This window comes from Microbulbifer sp. CnH-101-G (assembly GCF_052466775.1).
Genome location: NZ_CP174292.1, coordinates 465,455 through 483,980, shown reverse-complemented (window position 1 = coordinate 483,980; position 18,526 = coordinate 465,455). Strand labels below are relative to the sequence as shown.

Sequence of the window (18,526 nt, the reverse complement as noted above, 5' to 3'; positions counted from 1 at the left end):
AACACCAACTTTTCCGTAATGATCCGCTAAAATTGGAAGTGTTACTGCCAACGCAGTAAAAAATTATACTTTGTAAGTGCTAGAGGAATTTCATTTCACCAAACTCAAATCATTAATCAAAAAACTGGCTTAAAGTCACACTTCAAGTGTTAAATTCATACTATAATGGCACTCTTTTATACATTGGCCTAAGAAATTCACTAAAATAATTTACTCGTCATTTGGCGACCAATTTCATAGATTATTAGCAGTACAAAAAAATCAGTATGACTACCAATAACCAGGAACTTTATGCTTCTGAGCCAACAGGCTTGGCAACTTCCACTTATCGTCACGTACTTTACTGGCAACATCTGGGGTTCCCTATAGATAAGTTAAAGAATATATATGGTGATCATTACTCTCAGTTTCAAAACCTACAACATCGTGTACCAGTAAGGCTAACTGGGCAAGCACTTCAAGAGGTATCCGACTATTTCAGTGATAACACCATAGCGTTTCGTACGGGTCTAGATGTATCAATTTCCAGCATTCAAGCATTTGCCCATGTCTTAATGGCTTGCCCTACTGTTAGAGATCTTGTTAGCCTCGGTACGCAATTCCAACAACTGGGCACGCAAGGCTATCAAGGGTTATTCAGTGAGGGGAAAGAACGCTCCAGCTTTGATATTTTAATTCCTAGCTTTTCACCTCTCACTACACAACAAGTTGAATTGAATATTGGAGTCATTTTTAAGCTAATTTCAGATATTGTTGTCGATTATGAAAGCTGCCTTCCAGTTATCCATTTCGCTCATCATAATTCCGAATTAATGAATGATGCTTCCTCCTTAATTAACATTCCCATTGAATTTGGATATCATAAAAGTTGTATTAGTTTTAATAACTCTATTCTTGATAAACAACTATGCAGCCCAGGAAAATCCTCCCTTGACTTTAATAAGCTAACTGCAAAGAAACAGCTCCAGAAAATGAAGTCAGATGAATCATTACCCAATCGATGTAAAGATATCATCAAAGATTATTTACCAGAGGGCGCGGCCAACCTGGACTTCTTGGCAGACATACTACAAATCAATAAGCGATCCTTACAGATTCGCCTAAATGCACAAAATACATCTTTTCGACGTTTGTTAGATATAGCCCGTAGAGAAAAACTGGATTCATTGGATATCCAGTCCATGGACAAGTTACAAGTCGCAAAAGAATTAGGGTTCTCAACAATTATAGCGTATGAAGAATCTTACAAGCGATGGAAAGATATTTGATCAAGCGTGTCAGACCAAAAAAATCAAATAACAGAAAAAACAACACATACTATTATAAGGCAATCTTATTTAAACTCTTAAGCCCCAACTATTAATACTATATTTCACTCAAATACTACTAGCGAGTATGTAAATAACATTTTATCTATATTACTCGCTCCTGGAAATTCAGCTATTTATTCTTCAGCAATTCCTATAAAACTTTTCAGACAATGCTTTCACAACTAAAACTTTAAGATTGGACCTAGGACTAATCTTCTATTTTGAAACTCAAGAGAACATCAATATCTTCATAAATTGAATCAAATATAAATAAGCTACCTTGGAGCAACCAAAATTAGGAGTTTTAAACCACTAATGATTGCCATCAATAAAGGAAATTAACCATCCCAAAATCTAAAGGCTCACATTTAATAACATTAGTGGCGATGCATCTCCCTCACTAAACACCGATCTATATCTCCTTTAACACTTTCTAATTGCGTCAATTGCTTTTGGCTCTCCAATAGCAGAATATTATTCGCTTGGTATTTAGGTTTAAAATCCATTAATTGCTGGTAGGCAGCCTGATAAACACCCTTCGCTTCAGCACTCATCAAAAAATCTGTAATCGTGCTGCTAAACAATAAGCGATGACTGTAAAATGCCCCTTCAAGCTGGGCCCTATGAAGCAAATCAGATGGCTCTGAATAAATATTTCTAGCGCGATAATTTGCAGGATCATCTATTTTGCATATATTTTCTACATACTGCTTCGACTCAAATTTATATTTGCAGTCAGACTTATAATTCCGTTTCAACCTCTCTATATTCTTTCCAAAATCCGGATCTGACTGACCATAAACAACTCTAGAGACCTCGAGAAAGATCATCATGCCACCACACATCATACAGGGCTCCAGAGTGCTGTAAATCGTCGTATCATTCAGGGAATTAGTCTCTTTCCCTCTACACCTACTGCCAATACATTGCTGCATTAATCGCACTTCAGCATGTTGGGTTTTATCTCGACATAAACCAACCGCATTGCGCTGTACACCTATAATTTTTTCCTGCGCATTGTCATACAGGACTGCCGCAATATTGTAACCGCGTTTCTTCTTTTCTTTTGGGGCTACCCAATCAAGGTAAGCAACCGAGTAAGCAAGCAGCATGAGTATCTCGTCTTTTTCCTGCTGAACAGCTGAACTGGGCTGCAACTCAGCCTGAGCACCCATGGCAATAATCCCAAAATATAACCAGCAAATAAAACGCAACATAAAATGTCCGAAGTATTCTAAAGGTTTAAAGCCACTCCCTAGCTAAAGCAACCACAGTTTTTACCCGCGCCGGTAACGCCTTGTGGCGACGTGTAATTAAAAATAAAGTCTCAGTGATAGAGTTCGCCAAGCGATGGGGCTTAACTTGCGTAAAATTATGAAAGGCATTGACTGCATGAGCGGGTAATACCGTAAAACCCAAGCCCATACTGACCGGCTCCAGGATCAGGCCAATTTGGTTGCAAAATCCCTTGAGTTTAAACATATCTACATGCTGGAATTCTGAGAAATTTGCCCCCAGTAATAAGCCCGCTTGATGAGCACCATCTGGGTGACCGATATATCCCAACTCTAGCAATACCCTCCAACTCAACTTCTTGACTGACGCTGGGGTCACAAGCAGTAATTCTTCACTACCTAGTGGGTGACTCGCTATTTCCGTCATTGTTGATGGACTAGTCACAAACCCAATGTCTGCCTTGTAACCAAGTATGGATTCTTCCACTGCATGATTAGGAGCAAAACGATAGTCTATGGTCAGTTTCGGGTGTTCTCTTTGCAGGTCCAGCAATTTTGGATAGAGCTTTAGACCCACGCTACCTGGGGATTGAACACTCACTTGTCCCTCATAAGCTGGATCTTCGCCAAGTCGTTGGCCAAGCGTGGTGAGGGATTCGACGATATCTTGAGCCTCTAGGTATAGCTTTTCGCCTGCCTCGGTCAGGGTGAATTGTTTCCCCTGCCGGTGGATCAGCGCCAAGCCAAGAAAGTCTTCTAGGCGGCGTAAGTGTTGACTAGCGCCAGATTGGGTCATATGCAGGTGCTTCGCCGTTTTGGTAAAGCTACCCAGCTCCACTAAAGTACAGAAACTACGCAGCCACACGGGATTAATCATTACAAAAAATACTCAAAAAAATCACAAATCATAATTATACGTAATGATCCAGGCACAGTAACTTATACCGAAAGTAATTTTTGGAGAGCGACTAATGAAGAATGTTTACCCGAGAAACTTTTCTCATATCGGTATTTCTGTGCCAGACCTGGAAGCTGCTGTTAAGTTCTACACAGAGGTTATGGGCTGGTACCTGATTATGCCACCAACGGAAATCAGTGAAGATCACAGCGCCATTGGTGATATGTGTACTGACGTTTTTGGCGAGGGATGGGGCAGCTTTCGTATCGCCCATATATCTACCGGCGATCGTATAGGCATTGAATTATTCCAATTTCCCAAGCAGGAAAACCCAGAGAATAATTTTGAGTACTGGAAAACCGGAGTATTCCATTTCTGTGTACAGGACCCCAATCTGGAAGAGCTGGCCGAGCGTATTGTTGCCGCAGGGGGTAGAAAGCGTATGCCCAAGCCGCGTTATTACTACCCCGGGGAAAAACCCTATCGCATGATCTATATGGAAGATCCGTTTGGCAATATTCTGGAGATTTACAGCCACAGCTATGAGCTGGTTTATAGCAGCGGCGCCTACAGCTGATCCTGGCGAGGACAGGCACCGGTACTTCCGGTGCCAATAGTATCAGCTATTGGATCAGTTACTTACCCAAACAGTTATTAAGGCGAATGCAATACTTTGTTTTCCGATAGAAAATCGGCAACCACCTTGCCCAGTAACAAGTGCTGATCCTCATCCAGGTGAATACCATCCCGCTCACTGACTTTCACCCATTTATTTGCATCCAAGAATAGAGTTTCCAAATCATGGGAAACTTTTTCTAATTCCTTGGCGTATCCGGCGCAACGTTTTTCAGCGCCCGTAAATTTATAACCAATAATCCCGCAGGGATTAATAATCGTTACAGGGGCAATAATAAGAATCTTAGGCACTGGCATATCAGCCTCAATTGGCGCATTCCGGATTACTGAGACCAGTTTGGCCACGCCCTGGGCGGACATAGAGGCCTTATTATCGTGAGTATCCTGAAAATCATTAGTACCCAACATCAAGATGACACACTGTAATGGAGAGTGCATTTCAATGACCTGGGCCAATCCATCGACACCCCGCCTGCCCTCTCTAAATGGGTCATCCCAAACCGTTTTACGCCCATTCAAACAATTTTCAATCACCCGCACATTATGGTGGTTTTCATTCAGGTGAAACTCCAAAACACCAGGCCAACGCTGGGCAAAAGTCATCCGCTGGCGAGTATCTGGAATGATGCCCCAAGAGACACTATCGGAATAAACCAGAATATTATCCATCTTGCCGACGTCCTTCTTTATATTACGGGAACCAGCCTCCACAGTGAGCCCTGGACATTATGGGCGAACGCATTAACCCCAGGCTAAATTCCAGTCCTCACCAAATCCAAGCTTTAGTATGGCACCGCCAAGTGGGCTATTCCCCTTAAGGTCAAGCGGGAGATGATCAAGGCGCCGGCACCACAAGCGGCAATCGCTGCTGTCAGCGGCAGAGGGGTACCATCGAAAACCAGGCTGGTTACAACAATAGCCAATGCCCCAAGTAACATTTGCATCGCACCTCCCAGAGCAGCAGCAGTGCCAGCAATGGGCCCATGCTCTTCCAGAGATAAAACCATAGAGGTGGGAATCACCAGCCCCAGGAATATATTGCAGGTCAACAACATAGCCACCAGCAACCAAAATTGATCGAAACCTGAAAAAACCACCATGCACATCGTCAAGGAGCCGATAGCAAACCCTGCGGTAGCCCACTTCACCACAGCTACAGAACCAAAACGCGCGCCGAGGTTTGCTGCGAACTGACTAGAGGTAAAGAAACCCAGCGCATTTAAGGCGAAGGCCAGGCTGAATTCTGTTGGCGTCAATCCGTAAAAATCAGTGTATAGAAAAGAGGCTGTAGCCAGGAAAGAGAAAAAGCTGGCGATACCCAAGCCGCCAATACAAGTCAGGCCTACATACACTGGATCGCGCAACAGCGTGGAAAAAGCCCCGAGCATGGCATTAAATCGAAATGGCACACGGTGCTGACTATGCAGTGTCTCCGGCAAGCTGGTTACCGCCAGGAATAAGCTGGCAAGGGTCAGCAAGGCAATCAGTAAAAACACACTGCGCCAACCAAAGGGGACTATCAAAGTGCTTCCGATCAACGGAGCGAGCATCGGTGATATGGAGATCACCAACATCACTGTGGTCATTAGTCGTGTGGCCTGAGTACCAGTGTAATAATCCCGAATCACTGCCCTGGGAATCGACATCACAGAAGCGGCGCCTACCCCTTGTAAGAACCGCAGGACAATCAGTGCCTCTATTGTGGGGGCCAAGGCACAGCCAACAGAAGCCAGAGTGAAAAGAGTCAAACCAAAATACAGCGGCGGCTTTCGGCCAAACATATCCGACGCTGGACCATAAAATAGCTGACACACCCCGAAAGCAATAAAATAGGACATCAGCGTGTACTGTGCAGCCTCCACAGGGGCGCCCAAATCCTGAGCAATGTCCGGCAGCGCCGGTAGATACATATCGATGGCAATGGGCCCCACACAGCTCAATAAACCCAGAATGAGCGCCATCTTAATAAAATCCAACTTCATAAAAGCTTCCAAATATCAGGCTCAGGAAATTTAGGAACATCTGGGAAAGAGCGATGAGTAAATATTTTTACTTTGACAGGGATAATTTCCGCTGACCCTTTCAAAACTGATCCACTAAGCGTAAAGAATACCTCTCTCTAGGTGTTAGATGCGAACACAGCTTTATACACTCAAAAACCACTCAGGTATCCGTAGGCCGTGTTGACCTTGAAGTCAGACATTAAGATTTAGTGGTGTAACGCTTCCTGTGGCAATGCTAGAGGAAGATAACGCTTAAACAGTGGAAAACCGGGCATATTTCGATGGCAGCTCTGTGACCAATACCCTGGGGCGCTCTATTGATAGGCCCACTCGATCAGCCTATTTGCGTGCAACCATGATTGGCTTAATGAGATAGAAACATGTGTAGGTACTGTATCTCAGCTTCCAAACCACTAGCTCCTAACAAGAGCAAGAGCTCAAACCGGTTACAGGCCATCTACAAGTAGTGGCACTAGAAAAACGCCGAAGAAGTCATTTGGGACCTAGCTGGACATTAGCCTCAGCAAGCGTAGAACGCTTGCCGCTTCGCTCCCGCCGCCGATTAGCCCCCCGACTCCCACTACGCAGCCGGCCTACGCTCAACCGCCGGCCACAAAAGATCCCTCTTTTTATTGCCCACACCCCCTGTTGGGTGATCACAATGTATCCAGAGGGGGAGCCAGTAAATCAACTATTAAGCGCACTCAAGTCCCAACGTCTGCGTGCCAGTCAAATCGCTGGCGTCGATGGCCGCAGCGGTGTCCCCAAGCTTGAGGCCGATGAAGTCATTTGTAATAGCATCACGCGCTGGCGCCACTTGTGTGAATTAAAGAATTCTGAAATCGGCTGCTACCTAGCTCACCTCCGTGCTGTTCGCCAAGCCTATCAGGCTGGCTTACAACGAGTCTGCATACTGGAAGACGACGTGCTGCTGGAAGACGACTTTGGCAGAGTATTGGCCGAGTTGGAGCGCTTGCCCCCGGAAGTAGAGATGGTCCGCTTAATGGGCTTAAAAGTGAGAAAGCGCAAGATCATCCGGTGCCTAAATGACGGTGTGCACAAGCTAGTTCGACCGGAGCGGGGCTGGTGCGGTGCCCAGGGTTATCTGATCAATCGCAGAGGGATGGAAAAAATCCTGGGTTATGCCAATCGGATTTTCGAACCTATCGATAAAGTCTTTGACCATTTCTGGCAATTTGACCTGAAACTTTATGGTGTCGAACCCCATCTACTGTGGGAAACCGAGCACACTTCCAGCATCGAAAAATCCAACGTTCACAAAGCCAAAGTTTCCCAATGGCTTTACTGGCTGCACCCCTTTGGCAAACTATGGCGCAGCATTGAGCGCCATATCTACTTATACCGCTATAAAAAACAGTTTTATCCCGCAGAGAAACCAAAGCAGCGCCTTGGGCGCACAGCCCGAATAAAGCTTTAAATATACTAGTCGCTAAATATCCCAATAGCGCTGCATTTTCAGGAACATAAACGAGGCAGTCCAGGTAATCATTACCAGCCCCGTCAGGGCCTCAAGGCCGGCGGTGAAGCGTAAATGCCCCAAGGGCTCAATATCACCAAAGCCCAGTGAGGTGTAGGTGGTAAATGAGAAGTAGGCGCAGTCGAGCAAACTACCATTGAAATTCCCTTCCAGGGTGCCGAAGTAAGGCGAGTTCACCATAAAGTAATAGCCATAGGCGAAGAGCCAGATTTCTGCCACATGGGCCAAAAGGGCACCAAACACCCCCAGCACTATGGCAAAGTTGTGCCGTACCGGTAGCCAGCGCCCGAGGTGCACCAGAGCGTTGAGCACTTCGTGATGAATCAACACCACAATCGCAACGATTATGGAGTTCACCGCAAATGCGAAAGCCATTTCAGCGTCGATCATGGAAAAACTCGCGAACCAGTCTCCCCGCCTCTTCAGCCATCACCCCAGACTCCACAGAGATTTTATGATTAAAAAAGCCGGCCTCTGCCAACTTCAGCTGACTTTCAACCACACCCGCACGAGGCTCTTGGGCACCAAAAACCAGGCGACTGATACGGGCATGCATCAAGGTTCCAAAACACATGGTGCAGGGCTCGATTGTGACGTAGAGCGTCGTATTGGGCAGGCGGTAGTTTTGCTCTGCCTCCGCCGCGCGACGCAATGCGACAATTTCTGCGTGAGCACTGGGATCGCAGTTGCCAATAGGGCGGTTACTCCCTTCGCCAATGATCTTGCCTTCCCGCACCAGTACGGCCCCAACCGGCACTTCTCCACGTTCTGCGGCGAGTTCTGCTAATTCCAGGGCTCTACGCATAAATGCATAGTCTTTGGGTGTCGCCATAATTCTTTCTTAGACCTCTACTACACCGAGTGCCAGCTCACACACAAAATACAGTTTTATCATCTTTACCGGATTACTTTCTCTTGATAAAGCGGCGTAGGATGAAATCCGCTTCAAGCACCAGGCTCTCCTGCCGCTCTAACTCCGCACGTGCCTCTCTATTCCCCTTCCAGGCAAAGGGCGTCATCGCAAGGAAATCCGCAATCGCTTCATGCCCACGCAACTCAAAAGGAAAGCAGCAGCGCATATCGACCTCGGGGTACAAACCCTCAACCAGTTTTGGCGCTGGATGTTTACGCGGCTCCCGGTAGAGGTGTCCTTTTAAAGTCCAGAGGTGATCCGGGCCGGGTGAGACATCCAGCAAGTGCCCCCCCTCTTTTATTACCCGCAGCATCTCAGCATCTGGTGCCGGCGCGAAAATGCGTAAAAGGTGATCCACGCTATTCGAGGCTACCGGCAGGTTGGCATTACTGGATACAACAAACTGAGCACCGCTATCCGCTTTGGCCGCCATGCGCACACCGGACTTTGAGATATCCACCCCAGCCAACGCATGGCCGTGCCACCCGGCAGACTCCAACTGGCGTAAATAGTAGCCCTCCCCGCAGCCAATATCCAAAAGCCGGCGCCCAGATTGGTAGGGTAACAACGCGGTAATCGCATCCACCAATGGGCGGTAATAGCCCGCCTTGAGAAAACGACGCCGCGCATGCAGCATCTCTGTGGAATCGCCCGGATCTTTGCGCCGCTTGCGATAGACGGGTAACAAATTAACGTAACCCTCCCGCGCGCGATCAAATGTGTGCCGGTTACTGCAGTGCCAGGTATCTTTACCTAACGTCAATGGCTTTGCGCAGAGAGGACATTGCCAGATCATTCAACTTCCTGAGCTTGTGTATTCTTCATCATCGATGGAGAAGTGCGCTGCAAAATCAGATCCGCCGCCTTCTCCGCAATAGCAATCACCGGCGCATTAGTATTGCCGCTGATCAGGGCCGGCATTATGGAGGCGTCCACAACCCTCAGTCCATCCACTCCATGTACTTTTAACTCCGCATCGACTACAGCAAGATCATCATTGCCCATCTTACAAGTGCCCACCGGGTGATAGATTGTCTCAGCATGCTGACGAATATAGTGTTTGATAGAAGCCTTGCTACTGAGCTTCTGTTCCGGCAGCCAGAGGCGCTTCTGGTAGCGTTGCAAATCTTCCTGGTGGATGATGTCCCGAGCCATTTCGAATGACTCCAGCATCACCTGCATATCTTCAGGCTCACTGAGATAATTGGGCTGGATACTCGGCAAAGCTTTGGGATCCTCTGTATTGAGAGTTATTTCACCACGGCTTTTGGGGCGCAATGCACAGGCATGCAAGGTGTAACCATACCCCGGCTGTTTATTGAAACCGTGATCAAAGGATGGCACTGCCGTGAAGTGGAATTGTATGTCTGGGCGGCCGTTGGCCAAGGTTGAACTCGCAAATCCACCCGCTTCGGCAACATTACTGGTCAGTGGGCCCCGATTCAGGAAGAACCATTCTGGCGTACGCACGGCATGCTTCACTCTCGCCCACAAGTCATTCGAAAAAGTGACTGGATCTGAGGTCTCCACCACCTGAGAGATATCGAGGTGGTCCTGGAGGTTTTTACCCACCCCAGGCAGGTGGTTCTGCGGAAGAATATCAAACTTACGCAGCTCCTCTTGTGGGCCAATGCCTGAGAGCAATAGTAAGTGCGGGGTCTGTATTGCGCCTGCGCAGAGTAATACCTCTTTATTGGCCAATATTTTTTTGCCACTGAGCAGTTCCACACCCACAGCCCTGTCACCTCTCAATATCAACCGGGCGACAGGGCTACGCGTGAGCACACGTAAATTGGGGCGCTTTTTTATCGGATGCAAATAGGCTGCAGCAGCAGAGCAGCGCCGACCTCTGCGCTGTGTTACTTGGTAAAAGCCCACTCCACTCTGTTGGCTGCCATTAAAATCATTGTTTGCCCTGTGCCCAGCAGACTGAGCTGCGCGCAGGAAAGCTTGCCCAGACTCAGTTTTCCACTTCAGATCACTTACAGTGAGAGGACCATAGCCACTATGCTGGGCATCACTGCCACGCTCATTGCCCTCCGACAGAAGAAAGTAAGGCAAAATATCCCGCCATCCCCAGCCTGTATTACCTGCGTTTTCCCAGGCATCATAGTCTTCACCTTGACCACGGATATAAACCATCGCATTAATCGCGCTGCTGCCTCCGAGGGTACGGCCTCTCGGCCAAAACAATCGGCGTTTGTTCAGGCCTTTCTGTGGTTCAGTGTAATGGTGGAGGTTATAGTCAGTGCCTGACAGCAACATCCCGATACCCAGGGGCATGGATATCAACGGACTACGATCCGGGGGCCCTGCCTCGAGCAGGCAAACCCGATGCTGCTCATCAGCACTCAGCCGGTTGGCCAATACACAGCCGGCAGAGCCGGCACCTACGATCACATAATCAAACACCATATGAGTGGACATGGGACCTCAGCACCTTTGCAGCTGGATTTCCCTCGACGGTACACTCAACCCCAACAAAATTACAGGGATGAGGGAGTGCAAAGATGAGGGATTGCGAATTCAGCGACAATAAAGTCCTACGCAGCTGGCACAACAATGCCGATGAGTGGGTCAGGGTGATAGATCGAGCGGCAATACCCAGTCGCAAGCTGATTACCGACCGGGCAATTGTTGAGGCTACCCTGGCGCATAATCCCGCCAGCGTACTGGATATTGGCTGTGGAGAGGGATGGCTCGCCCGCCGCTTGTCAGCAGAGGGCATAGAGGTCTGGGGTATCGACGGCGTAGCCGACTTAGTTTGTGAGGCCCAGCGTCGGGGGCAAGAACGGCAGCACTTCCGCACTCTCAGCTATGAAGCGCTGGGGCCGCAGGCGTTCGAGAGTAAATTCGATTTAATAGTGTGCAACTTTTCGCTGATTGGAGAGAGATCAACCAACGCCGTTTTCAGAAATGCTTGCTCCCTTCTCAATCCACAGGGATATCTGCTGGTGCAAACTCTGCACCCCCTACTCTCTTGTGGGGATGAAAATTACCAGGATGGCTGGCGCCCAGGTTCCTGGGAGGGCATAGAGGGTGATTTTCAGGAGGCGGCCCCCTGGTATTTCCGCACGGTATCCAGCTGGGTTCACTTGTTCATTGAACATGGGTTAGAGCTCACCACCCTGCGTGAACCGATTAATCCCACCAGCGGCAAGCCGGCCTCGCTAATCCTAGCTGGGCAGTTTCGTTTCCAACCCTAGTTTCGTCATCCCTAAGAGAGGGATAGAGGCACCCGCAGGGAAGGATAGGGGCACCCGCTTTTCAGTGCCAGATTATCAGCATAGACGCTTTCAGCGACAACATTTCACGCGTGTCATCAAGCCCCTTATTTAGTCCGGTAAAATACAGCCCTCCAGGCAAGATCAATTTTTCATCAGCTGTGGCGTATCAATATCAAAACAATAATAAAAAAACATTGGCGCTCTCCTACTCACACCCACGACTGCTTGGACAAAAATGGAAAAGGGTCCAATCCATGCGGCTTTCAGGGAAGTTTCCGTCAATTTGAGACTGTCCAGTAAGTGAAGTAGCAGAAGCCGCCTAATTTCCATGGGAAAACGCTTTGAGGTGAATATCCCATAATAAATTCAACGACCGTTTGCGGCCTTCCGAAATGAGATGCAACACTCTGGGGTAGAAAAAATGGCACTCTGCAGTTTCAGAATCAGACCGGGCAAATCCTTACCCAAGGCAGTTGGAATATTTCTATTGCCCACCTGTTGTATCTGCTCTGCCGACGAACTTTTTATCCCCGATTCTCAACAAACCCTAAATATTCAATCGGAAAATTTGTTTTTCTCTGACAGCGCCTTCGCCATGGACAATGCCGCGCTACTCCAGGCTGCGGATTATCTCCGCAACAACTCCATGAATAGCACCCAGCGACGCCTCAACTACCAATGGCTGCAAATGCATACCAATCCCAGTGAATTCCGACCAACCACTGGCGGTAAGGCACTATTCAAAATCTTTAAGATCGGACTGGATACCTACAAACAGCGCAACAAGCGCACGGTGCAGAAAAGTATTCTGCGTTACACCACCAACCGGGGAAAGATAGGCAACTCGGTAGATTATGGCATCAACCTTTCTGACGACAAATTCAAGATCTCTTTCGAGTACGAATTTTAAACCTGGCAGACGACTTGCCCTTGCCCTCCCCTAGTTTTGTTAGAATCTCCGCCAATCGATTTTGGCGGAGATAGCCGTGAGCAGCTCAAGTACCCCTTCCTCATTTCCCGAACTTCCAATCGCCAGCGTCGGCCGACGCTTGGCAGCCCTGATGTACGACTTGCTGATCCTGATGGGATTGATGATGGTGTACGGCTTTATTGCGCTTCCAGTAGCTTCAGTATTCGGTGGGCTGAACTGCCAACCTCAAGCTATGGACTACAGCCCCTGTGTCGGCGGCCCGATTTATCAGTTGGGCGCCCTAGCGGTTATTGCCGGATACTTTTTCTGGTCCTGGCGGGTCGCCGGTCAAACTGTGGGCATGCGTGCGTGGCGTCTGATCGTAGCCAACCCGGACGGAGTGCAGCTCACCTGGCGCCAATGTATCCTGCGCGCCATTGTGGCCCCCCTCTCTATCGCCTGCCTGGGTCTCGGTTTCTTTTCCGCCTGGGCCCGCTCCGACAAGGCCAGCTGGCATGACCTGATTTCAGAGTCTCAGGTGCGCCTGCTGCCCAAGCGGGAAAAGAAAAAGTAATCTACCTAGCGGGCCCGCTTGAGTAATAGCCAGCCCGCACCAAAGCACAGAAGGATGGGCACCAGTACGGCCAACAGCGGCGGGAAGCCAAATACCAATGAAGAGGGGCCGAGAATTCCCTGCACGGTTTGGAAGATAATCCCCACCATAATCCCGGTAAAAACTCTCAACCCGGTGGTCACCTCGCGCAGGGGGCCAAAGATGAAAGAAATTGCCACCATAACCAAGCTGGCGATGGTCAGCGGTTGCAGTATTTTCTTCCAGAACTCCAACCAGTAGCGGCCGGAATCTTCGCCTTTGCGATCCAAGTAAGTGCCGTAATCCCAGAGATTGCGTGGGGAAAGATCCGAGGGCAGCGGCACGATGAGGGCAAACAACTCCGGCGAGACCTCCGCTTTCCATACACTGGTTGGCAGGTCCTTACTCTGCGTGTCCTCTTGCAGGAACTGTGTGCTGCGGCTGTTCTTAAGCAGCCACTGCTCATCCTGGAACTGCCCTCGCTCAGAGAACTCCACCCACTTCAGCTCCCGGTTATCCGCAAACTGGTAACGGGTTACCCCATAGAGTTCGCCATCCGGCAGGGCAGCATTAAAATGCACAAACTCGCCGCTATCTTTTAGCCACAAACCGCTTTCAAGACCGCTCGCTTCAAGCTCACCCAGGGCCCGTGCCTTGTTGTTCTCTGCGATCACATTGGTCTTGGGTATTACAAATTCCGCCAGCGCCAAGCCGATAAAAATCAGCAGAATGATCGGTTTCATCACCGCCCAAGCGATACGACCTATAGATACACCGGCGGCGCGCATAACCGTCAGTTCACTGGTACCAGCCAGTGTCCCCAGCCCCACCATACAGCCAACGAGCGCGGAGAAACCCAACTGCTCATAAATACGCCCTGGCAATCTCCACAGGACATATTGTATTGCCTGGCTAAAGCCGTAATCGTGCTTGAGGTCTCCCAACTGGTCGATAATGGCGGAGATAATATCCAGGCCAAGAATGATCAGTAGCACCACGAAAACCGCTAGGGCAATGGTGCGGCCAATATACATATCCAACTTATACATCGGCCGACTCCTTAACACCTTCCGGCAATGGTTTGGGTTTAGGGCGCCAATTCCTGGCCGCTAGAAGCAATAACCCAATCAGTAGGAAGGGGGGATGTACCAACCAGATCACCGCGGGGTTGGCAAACTTGCCATCCTCTACAGCTCCGCGAACCCCCTGCAGAACCACCAGGTAAATGAGGTATAAGAGTATCGCGGGGAACATCTTGATAAAGCGTCCCTGGCGGGGATTAGTTCGCGATAGCGGTACTGCCAGCACCGCAACCACCAGCACCAATACCGGCAAACTCAAGCGCCAGTAGAGGTAGGCCGTCTCCCTGGGATTGTCACTGCCAATTAGCTGCGTAGTGGGGGCCGACTCAATCTGGTCGCGCCAACGGCTGCGCAGCCGTGGTGGTTCCATGAGTACCTCGTAGCTGGAAAACGACATCTGCCGGTATTCACGCTGTCCCGGCACGCCCTCGTAACGATAGCCATCGCGCAGTACCAGGTAGCGCAGCCCCGTTTCGGGATCGATTTGTTGGACCCCCTCCTTGGCACGAATAACCACCTGATGGTTCGCTTCTGTTTCTTCTTCTGTGGCCCTCAATTCGGCGAGGAACACCCCCAGCATGGTGGACTTATCCTCACTCAGGGCCTCGGCGTAATACACCGCCTGGCCACCGCTGGTGGAAATAAATTTCTTCGGAATCAGGTGATCAAATTCATTGCGGGACTTTTCCGCATTGAGCATCAGGTTGGAACGCTCTGCACCGGCGGGTGTCAGGTACAAACTCATTGAAGCCACAAACAGGGCCACTGCCATAGCCGGTGCCAGTGTGTAAAACAGCAGGCGCCATTCGCTGAAACCACAGGCGTGCAGCACTGTCATTTCACTCTCTACATAGAGACGCCCATAGGCCAAAAGAATCCCGACAAACAACCCCAACGGCAATATCAATTCAAGGAATCCCGGCAGGCGGTAGGCCATCAGGGAAAAAAGAATATTAGCCGAAAGGTCCCCTGCGGCGGCTTCCGCAAGGTATTTCACAAATCGGCCACTCATCACCATTAATAGCAAAACAGCGCTGACTGCCAGCGTGGCAAACAGCAGCTCGCGGCAGAGATAGCGGAAAATAATCACAGGGCGAACGAATTCCTTGGTGACTGCGGTGTGATGAAATTGGACTCCAATCGAACAAGTTTCCTACCGGGTACAGCAATCCATAGACGGGCAGGTTACACTTGTGCGACGCATTATCACTAAAAATTCTTGCTATGTCTCGGTTCAGAGCCATGCAATCTATTGTCAGATTTTAAGGAAAGCGAAAAATGCAGTTCTCCGCAAAGGTCTCGGATATCTCCAAGCAGCGCGCAGCCTGTTCCATTATTTCGGTAGATGCCAAAAATGGCTTAAGCCCCAGTGGAAAAAACCTCGATCAACTCACAGGGGGAGTCATCGGCAAAATTCTCAAGCGCGGCGACCTGGGCGCAAAGCTTGGCAGCACTCAGTTAATCGATCTGCTGGACGGCCCCAGTGAGCGAGTGCTGGTGGTGCGCACCGGCAAGGGAGATATCAGCCAGGCGGAATTCCGCAAACTGGCCAGCGCCAGTGCCGCAGTAGCGAAAAAGTTCAAGGACGCCACCAGCTACCTATGCGAGATAGAGGTAAAAGGTGCGGACAAAACCTGGCAGGCCCAGCAAGTTGCCTTAGCCACTGGACTGGCCTGCTACCGTTTCACCGAGTTTCTCACCGACGCCAAACCCTACCCCCTGGCCAAATTCACCCTGCATGCCATTGATCGCAAACAGCTGAAAGCCATCCAGAAAGGGATGGACATCGGTGCCGGCCAGGCACTGGGTAGCAATGTAGCGCGGAAATTGGGCGACCTGCCCGGCAATATCTGTACCCCCAGCTATCTGGCGTCAGAGGCTCGCGCACTGGCCAAAAAACATACAAAACTCACCACCACTGTACTCGACGAGAAAAAAATGCAGGCGCTTGGCATGGGCGCCCTACTCAGCGTAGCTAAGGGCAGTGACCAGCCCCCAGCCCTGATCGCCATGAACTACAAGGGCGGTAAAACCAGTGAGAAGCCCATTGTTCTGGTGGGCAAAGGCATCACCTTCGACAGCGGCGGTATCAGCATCAAGCCCGGCCAAGCCATGGATGAGATGAAGTACGACATGGGCGGCGCCGCTAGCGTATTCGGTGTGATGAATGCCCTGGTCGAACTGCAGCCATCCATCAATGTGATCGGCCTGGTTGCCGCCGCAGAAAATATGCCCAGCGGCCGCGCCAGCAAGCCCGGTGATATCGTCACCTCTATGTCTGGCAAGACTATCGAAATTCTAAACACCGATGCCGAGGGCCGACTGGTACTGTGCGACGCACTCACCTATGCCGGCAAGTACAAGCCCCGCGCAGTAATTGATATCGCCACCCTCACTGGTGCCTGCGTTATCGCCCTCGGCCATCACGCCAGCGGCCTCTACGCCAATAACGAAGAACTCGCTCAGGACTTACTCAAGGCCGGCGAAACCAGTGGCGACCGCGCCTGGCAGATGCCGCTCTGGGATGAATACCAGCCCGCCCTGGACTCCAACTTTGCCGATATGCAGAACATCGGCGGCCGCGATGCCGGCTCTGTCACCGCCGCCTGCTTCCTGTCCCGCTTTGCCGAGGAGTACACCTGGGCGCACATGGATATCGCCGGTAGCGCATGGAAATCCGGTGCCTGCAAAGGTGCCACCGGCCGCCCAGTACCGCTTCTGGTGGAATACCTGCTGGGAAAATAACTGCCAAAAGCGCACAATAGCCGCCCCGAGCGGCTGTCGAAACGGCCCCTCGCGGGCCGTTGTCGTCTCTGTACAAATAAAAGCCAGCATGACCCGAATCGACTTTTACATTCTCTCCTCTGACCAGCCCCAGCAAGCGGATATTTTCGCCTGTCGCCTGGCGGAAAAGGCCTATCGCAACGGCCTGCGGGTTCTGCTTGCGGTCGACAACCAAGCGCGTGCCGAACATCTCGATCAATTGCTGTGGACCTTTCGCGAGGACAGTTTCCTGCCCCATGCCAACCAGGCGAATGGCGAACAGGCGGCCATTGAAATCAACTGCGGCGAAGATCCACAGGCGCACCACGGCTTACTGATCAACCTGTGCAGTAAGGTGCCCAACTGGTTCAGTCGCTTCGAGCGACTCGCCGAAATCGTTGTTCAGGAAACTTCAGCCCTGCAGCGCTCACGATCGCGATTTGGTCACTTCCGCGACCGCGGATATCCGTTACAATCCCACAAGATCAACCAGAGCATGTAATCACTGGCAACCACCATGTCCGGTCGAAAGAACAAGCACAAGCAGCGCGGACAACCACGCAAACAGTCCAGCGAGCTTCTCGACGAGCTGAACTCACTGCACGACCTCCTTAACAGTGACGATCTCGATGAAATTCCCCTGCTCAATCAGGTAGCGGGCTCGGCCAAGCCGCAAATGCAAAAAGCCACTCCCCCCGCAGATATTCCATTGTTATCCGCCGAACCGGAATTCCCGGCTCCCCACAGTGTGGTGGACGCCAAAGAGGAGGAGCTTCTGGAGCAAGAGGAACTCCTAGAGCAGGAAGACCTGCCGATATTATTTTCCCCGGTCGATGAAACTCTTACCGAAGAGCATAAAGTGCAACTGGCGGAATCAGATCTTGCCCTGTTACGCCCCCTACAGAACCTCCCAGGTAAGACCCCCGAGCCACAGGTAAAAGCCCCGATGGCAGAGCCCCTCATGGAAGAGCACCTAGATGAGAGCGATGATCAGCCAGGCAATCACACCCAGTCGGACAGTGGACACACTGAGCCAGATACCACTGTTGCCGCTGAAACCTCAGAGGAGCGTCTTGCCCCTGCCCCCGAAAACCCGTTCCTGCCCGCCCATATCCGCTCGCGGTTGACCGGTGGACGTATCCCCGCAATTGCGGAGCCGGCCCAACCCCAGCCCAAAGCGATCGAAACCGCCAGTGCGGGTACCCGCACCCAGGCACTGGTAATGGCCCAGGCGATCGCTGAGCGGGAGGGCCCCTCAGAAAAATTGGAGCCCTCAGAGAAAGAGCGCCAGCGCAGCGACCTGATTGAAGAATTGGTAGCCCAACAGCTTCCTCAACTGGAAAAACAGCTGCGTGCCCAGATAGAAAAAGTGGTCGACGAACTAGAGATCTGGGACTGAGTGCGATTTAGCCCCAAAGCTGCCTTTTGCCCACCCTACCCCCGGCGGTATAATTGCCGC

19 protein-coding genes are annotated in these 18,526 nt (G+C 50.4%); 9 read left to right on the top strand and 10 right to left on the bottom strand.

Features of this window, described 5'->3' with window-relative positions:
- Positions 1-266 precede the first annotated feature (266 nt).
- Positions 267-1,268 (top strand): AraC family transcriptional regulator ligand-binding domain-containing protein, encoded by a 1,002-nt coding sequence (locus tag ACJJID_RS02310; RefSeq protein WP_444921314.1) that lies wholly within the window; start codon positions 267-269, stop codon positions 1,266-1,268.
- Between the two features lie 419 nt (positions 1,269-1,687).
- Here the strand turns inward: ACJJID_RS02310 and ACJJID_RS02305 are convergent, their stop codons facing one another.
- Positions 1,688-2,527: a nucleoside deaminase gene (locus ACJJID_RS02305; protein WP_444921313.1), complete on the bottom strand. Its 840-nt coding sequence runs from the start codon at positions 2,525-2,527 to the stop codon at positions 1,688-1,690.
- Between the two features lie 25 nt (positions 2,528-2,552).
- A complete protein-coding gene (locus tag ACJJID_RS02300; RefSeq protein WP_444921312.1) occupies positions 2,553-3,422 on the bottom strand; it encodes a LysR family transcriptional regulator in 870 nt (289 codons plus the stop codon).
- A gap of 94 nt (positions 3,423-3,516) precedes the next feature.
- On the opposite strand from ACJJID_RS02300, the gene ACJJID_RS02295 reads away from it, so the two are divergent.
- Positions 3,517-4,020 (top strand): lactoylglutathione lyase family protein, encoded by a 504-nt coding sequence (locus tag ACJJID_RS02295; RefSeq protein WP_444921311.1) that lies wholly within the window; start codon positions 3,517-3,519, stop codon positions 4,018-4,020.
- Between the two features lie 77 nt (positions 4,021-4,097).
- On the opposite strand, the gene ACJJID_RS02290 is transcribed toward ACJJID_RS02295, so the two are convergent.
- Together ACJJID_RS02290 and ACJJID_RS02285 are read right to left on the bottom strand one after the other, a co-directional pair.
- On the bottom strand, positions 4,098-4,748 hold the full coding sequence (locus tag ACJJID_RS02290) for an SGNH/GDSL hydrolase family protein (RefSeq protein ID WP_444921310.1): 651 nt from the start codon (positions 4,746-4,748) through the stop codon (positions 4,098-4,100).
- A 113-nt stretch (positions 4,749-4,861) separates the two neighbouring features.
- Complete coding sequence (locus tag ACJJID_RS02285; protein ID WP_444921309.1) at positions 4,862-6,061, bottom strand: multidrug effflux MFS transporter; 1,200 nt, start codon at positions 6,059-6,061, stop codon at positions 4,862-4,864.
- A 682-nt stretch (positions 6,062-6,743) separates the two neighbouring features.
- On the opposite strand from ACJJID_RS02285, the gene ACJJID_RS02280 reads away from it, so the two are divergent.
- Positions 6,744-7,520: a glycosyltransferase family 25 protein gene (locus tag ACJJID_RS02280; RefSeq protein WP_444921308.1), complete on the top strand. Its 777-nt coding sequence runs from the start codon at positions 6,744-6,746 to the stop codon at positions 7,518-7,520.
- A 12-nt stretch (positions 7,521-7,532) separates the two neighbouring features.
- Here the strand turns inward: ACJJID_RS02280 and ACJJID_RS02275 are convergent, their stop codons facing one another.
- The 4 genes from ACJJID_RS02275 to ACJJID_RS02260 all read right to left on the bottom strand — a co-directional run bounded on the left by ACJJID_RS02275 (position 7,533) and on the right by ACJJID_RS02260 (position 10,920).
- Positions 7,533-7,970: a potassium channel family protein gene (locus tag ACJJID_RS02275; RefSeq protein WP_152452083.1), complete on the bottom strand. Its 438-nt coding sequence runs from the start codon at positions 7,968-7,970 to the stop codon at positions 7,533-7,535.
- Complete coding sequence (tadA, locus tag ACJJID_RS02270) at positions 7,957-8,412, bottom strand: tRNA adenosine(34) deaminase TadA (RefSeq protein ID WP_152452081.1); 456 nt, start codon at positions 8,410-8,412, stop codon at positions 7,957-7,959. Before tadA ends, ACJJID_RS02275 begins: the two co-directional genes overlap by 14 nt.
- 73 nt (positions 8,413-8,485) lie before the next feature.
- Positions 8,486-9,289: a putative RNA methyltransferase gene (locus ACJJID_RS02265; RefSeq protein WP_444921307.1), complete on the bottom strand. Its 804-nt coding sequence runs from the start codon at positions 9,287-9,289 to the stop codon at positions 8,486-8,488.
- Complete coding sequence (locus ACJJID_RS02260) at positions 9,286-10,920, bottom strand: GMC family oxidoreductase (RefSeq protein ID WP_444921306.1); 1,635 nt, start codon at positions 10,918-10,920, stop codon at positions 9,286-9,288. The genes ACJJID_RS02265 and ACJJID_RS02260 overlap by 4 nt, the downstream gene beginning before the upstream one ends.
- 83 nt (positions 10,921-11,003) lie before the next feature.
- Between ACJJID_RS02260 and ACJJID_RS02255 the strand changes: the two genes are divergently transcribed.
- From ACJJID_RS02255 to ACJJID_RS02245, 3 genes are all read left to right on the top strand, one after another.
- On the top strand, positions 11,004-11,699 hold the full coding sequence (locus tag ACJJID_RS02255) for a class I SAM-dependent methyltransferase (RefSeq protein ID WP_444921305.1): 696 nt from the start codon (positions 11,004-11,006) through the stop codon (positions 11,697-11,699).
- Between the two features lie 508 nt (positions 11,700-12,207).
- On the top strand, positions 12,208-12,630 hold the full coding sequence (locus ACJJID_RS02250) for a hypothetical protein (protein ID WP_444921304.1): 423 nt from the start codon (positions 12,208-12,210) through the stop codon (positions 12,628-12,630).
- Positions 12,631-12,706: 76 nt separating this feature from the next.
- Positions 12,707-13,204 carry an RDD family protein gene (locus ACJJID_RS02245; RefSeq protein ID WP_152452071.1) on the top strand — a complete coding sequence of 166 codons (498 nt, stop codon included), beginning with the start codon at positions 12,707-12,709 and terminating at the stop codon, positions 13,202-13,204.
- 5 nt (positions 13,205-13,209) lie between these two features.
- On the opposite strand, the gene lptG is transcribed toward ACJJID_RS02245, so the two are convergent.
- The gene (gene lptG / locus ACJJID_RS02240; RefSeq protein ID WP_444921303.1) at positions 13,210-14,271 is read right to left on the bottom strand and encodes an LPS export ABC transporter permease LptG; all 1,062 of its coding nucleotides are present in this window, start codon (positions 14,269-14,271) and stop codon (positions 13,210-13,212) included.
- The gene (lptF, locus tag ACJJID_RS02235; protein ID WP_152452067.1) at positions 14,264-15,394 is read right to left on the bottom strand and encodes an LPS export ABC transporter permease LptF; all 1,131 of its coding nucleotides are present in this window, start codon (positions 15,392-15,394) and stop codon (positions 14,264-14,266) included. The genes lptG and lptF overlap by 8 nt, the downstream gene beginning before the upstream one ends.
- A 188-nt stretch (positions 15,395-15,582) precedes the next feature.
- Here lptF and ACJJID_RS02230 point away from each other — a divergent pair, with 188 nt between their 5' ends.
- From ACJJID_RS02230 to ACJJID_RS02220, 3 genes are read left to right on the top strand one after another with little or no spacing between them, the layout of a single operon-like run.
- Positions 15,583-17,049, top strand: a complete 1,467-nt coding sequence (locus ACJJID_RS02230; RefSeq protein WP_444921302.1) for a leucyl aminopeptidase — start codon at positions 15,583-15,585, stop codon at positions 17,047-17,049.
- Positions 16,985-17,569: a DNA polymerase III subunit chi gene (locus tag ACJJID_RS02225; protein ID WP_444921301.1), complete on the top strand. Its 585-nt coding sequence runs from the start codon at positions 16,985-16,987 to the stop codon at positions 17,567-17,569. The genes ACJJID_RS02230 and ACJJID_RS02225 overlap by 65 nt, the downstream gene beginning before the upstream one ends.
- A 15-nt stretch (positions 17,570-17,584) precedes the next feature.
- On the top strand, positions 17,585-18,466 hold the full coding sequence (locus tag ACJJID_RS02220) for a hypothetical protein (RefSeq protein WP_444921300.1): 882 nt from the start codon (positions 17,585-17,587) through the stop codon (positions 18,464-18,466).
- The last annotated feature ends 60 nt before the right edge of the window (positions 18,467-18,526 follow it).

Coding starts and splice junctions, on each gene's coding strand:
- ACJJID_RS02310 (WP_444921314.1), top strand. CDS start 267: ATGACTACCAATAACCAGGAACTTTATGCTTCTGAGCCAACAGGCTTG.
- ACJJID_RS02305 (WP_444921313.1), bottom strand. CDS start 2,527: ATGTTGCGTTTTATTTGCTGGTTATATTTTGGGATTATTGCCATGGGT.
- ACJJID_RS02300 (WP_444921312.1), bottom strand. CDS start 3,422: ATGATTAATCCCGTGTGGCTGCGTAGTTTCTGTACTTTAGTGGAGCTG.
- ACJJID_RS02295 (WP_444921311.1), top strand. CDS start 3,517: ATGAAGAATGTTTACCCGAGAAACTTTTCTCATATCGGTATTTCTGTG.
- ACJJID_RS02290 (WP_444921310.1), bottom strand. CDS start 4,748: ATGGATAATATTCTGGTTTATTCCGATAGTGTCTCTTGGGGCATCATT.
- ACJJID_RS02285 (WP_444921309.1), bottom strand. CDS start 6,061: ATGAAGTTGGATTTTATTAAGATGGCGCTCATTCTGGGTTTATTGAGC.
- ACJJID_RS02280 (WP_444921308.1), top strand. CDS start 6,744: ATGTATCCAGAGGGGGAGCCAGTAAATCAACTATTAAGCGCACTCAAG.
- ACJJID_RS02275 (WP_152452083.1), bottom strand. CDS start 7,970: ATGATCGACGCTGAAATGGCTTTCGCATTTGCGGTGAACTCCATAATC.
- tadA (WP_152452081.1), bottom strand. CDS start 8,412: ATGGCGACACCCAAAGACTATGCATTTATGCGTAGAGCCCTGGAATTA.
- ACJJID_RS02265 (WP_444921307.1), bottom strand. CDS start 9,289: ATGATCTGGCAATGTCCTCTCTGCGCAAAGCCATTGACGTTAGGTAAA.
- ACJJID_RS02260 (WP_444921306.1), bottom strand. CDS start 10,920: ATGTCCACTCATATGGTGTTTGATTATGTGATCGTAGGTGCCGGCTCT.
- ACJJID_RS02255 (WP_444921305.1), top strand. CDS start 11,004: ATGAGGGATTGCGAATTCAGCGACAATAAAGTCCTACGCAGCTGGCAC.
- lptG (WP_444921303.1), bottom strand. CDS start 14,271: ATGTATAAGTTGGATATGTATATTGGCCGCACCATTGCCCTAGCGGTT.
- ACJJID_RS02230 (WP_444921302.1), top strand. CDS start 15,583: ATGCAGTTCTCCGCAAAGGTCTCGGATATCTCCAAGCAGCGCGCAGCC.
- ACJJID_RS02220 (WP_444921300.1), top strand. CDS start 17,585: ATGTCCGGTCGAAAGAACAAGCACAAGCAGCGCGGACAACCACGCAAA.